Annotated in this window: 2 protein-coding genes; one reads left to right on the forward strand and one right to left on the reverse strand. The window is 77.5% G+C overall.

The features are described 5' to 3' along the window. Nucleotides 1-77: 77 nt before the first annotated feature. Nucleotides 78-1,412: a helix-turn-helix transcriptional regulator gene (locus OJ997_RS36190; protein ID WP_270030338.1), complete on the forward strand. Its 1,335-nt coding sequence runs from the start codon at nucleotides 78-80 to the stop codon at nucleotides 1,410-1,412. Here OJ997_RS36190 and OJ997_RS36195 read toward each other — a convergent pair. Next, the coding region (locus OJ997_RS36195; protein ID WP_270030339.1) for a response regulator transcription factor at nucleotides 1,406-1,737 on the reverse strand (332 nt) is incomplete at its 5' end. The genes OJ997_RS36190 and OJ997_RS36195 overlap by 7 nt on opposite strands.

The raw sequence follows: 1,737 nt of genomic DNA on the forward strand, positions 1-1,737 counted from the left end.
TGCGCGCTCTGAGTCTTGAACCGGAAGGAGGACGGCCATGTGCGGCATCGTCGGGTACGTCGGCGCGCGGCCGGTTCATGGCGGGCGGCGGCGAGGGCGTGGCGGACGGCGACGGAGGCGTGTCGTCGCGCGGCCGGTTCTCGCCGGGCGGCGGCGAAGCCGTAGCGGCTCGTGGCGCGGCGCACGGCCGGTTCGCGCGCGGGGATGGCGCGGTCGCGGACGTCGTCTCGCTCGGCGCCGACGGGCGGCCCAGCGAGGGCGCGGCACGGCGCTTCAGCCGGGGCGCGGCCGGGGACGATCCCGTCGCGCTGTCCCTGCGTGGGTATCTCGCGCACTTCTCGGGCGACGATCGGCTCGCGGCCGCGCTGCTCGACCGGGCCGTGCACGAGTTGCGGGCGCAGCGGCGGCGGACACGGCTCGCGCAGGTGCTCGCGCTCTCCGCACGAGTGCAGCTCGGGGCGTCGGCGCTTGACCGGGCGCGGGCGGACGGGGAGGAGGCCGTGGCGCTCTGCGCGGAGTTGCGGCAGCCGCTCTGGGGGGCGCTCGCGCGGACGGCGCTCGCGACCGTCGCGGCGCTGCGCGGCGACGAGGAGGAGGCCGAGCATCAGGCGGCCGAGGCCGAGCGGGTCGCGCTGCGGCTGCGGACCGTGTACATGCTCGCGCTCGTGCAGGGCGCCCGCGGGGCGGTCGCGCTCGCGGGCGGCCGGCCCGGGGAGGCGTTCGCGCAGCTGCTGCGGCCTGTCGATCCGACCGATCCCGCGTTCGACCCGGGCACGGCGGCGACCCTGCTCGGCGACCTGGCCGAGGCGGCCAGCACCCCGGACGAGCAAGCGACGGTCCGCCGGCTGCTCGCCGACGCGCCCGATCATCCACGCTCGGCGGTCGCCCGCGCGCACGCCGCGCTCGTGCTCGCCGGCGATGACGACGCGGACGACGACGCTGCGCTGGCGGACGACGACGCCGCGCTGGCCGACGACGACGCGGACGCCGCGTTCGCGCTGGCGACCGCGACGATCACGCCGGCCGTGCCGTTCACGTACGCGCGCGTGCTGCTCGTGCACGGCATGCGCCTGCGCCGGCGGCGCCGCGTGGCCGACTCGCGGGAGCCGCTGCGCGAGGCGGTCGCGCTCTTCACCGACCTCGACGTCGGCCCGTGGGTGGAGCGCGCGCAGCGCGAGCTCGCCGCGACGGCCGAGACCGCGCACCGCTCCCAGGACGGGCTGGACCGGCTCACGCCGCAGGAGCTCGAGATCGCGCGGATGGCCGCGCGCGGGATGACCAACCGGGCGATCGCGGCCGACCTCGCGCTGTCGCCGCGCACGGTCGGCCACCACCTGGCGAAGATCTTCCCGAAGCTCGACGTGTCCTCGCGCGCGGGCGTCGGGGCCGCGCTGGAGACGCTCGGCTACTGAGCCAGCAGGGCGCGCAGCTCGCCGCGCGAAGCCACCCCGAGCTTGGGGAAGATCCGGTATAGGTGCGACCCGATCGTGCGGTGCGAGAGGTAGAGCGTGCTGCCGATGTCGCGGTTCGACAGACCTTCGGCGGCCATCCGCGCGATCTGCAGCTCCTGCGGCGACAGCACGATCGCCGGGTCGACCGCCGCCGTGCGCACCGCCTCGCCCGCCGCGCGCAGCTCGCTCCGCGCCCGCTCGGCCGGCACCGCCATGTCGAGCGCCTCGAACGTGTCCCGCGCGGCGCGCAGCAACGCACGCGCCTCCGCCGCGCGCCGCCGGCGCC

It is taken from the genome of Solirubrobacter phytolaccae, assembly GCF_027587195.1.
Lineage (GTDB): Bacteria > Actinomycetota > Thermoleophilia > Solirubrobacterales > Solirubrobacteraceae > Solirubrobacter > Solirubrobacter phytolaccae.

What these genes read in the sequence shown, in the direction of transcription:
- OJ997_RS36190 (WP_270030338.1), top strand. Translation starts at nt 78, where the DNA reads ATGGCGGGCGGCGGCGAGGGCGTGGCGGACGGCGACGGAGGCGTGTCG.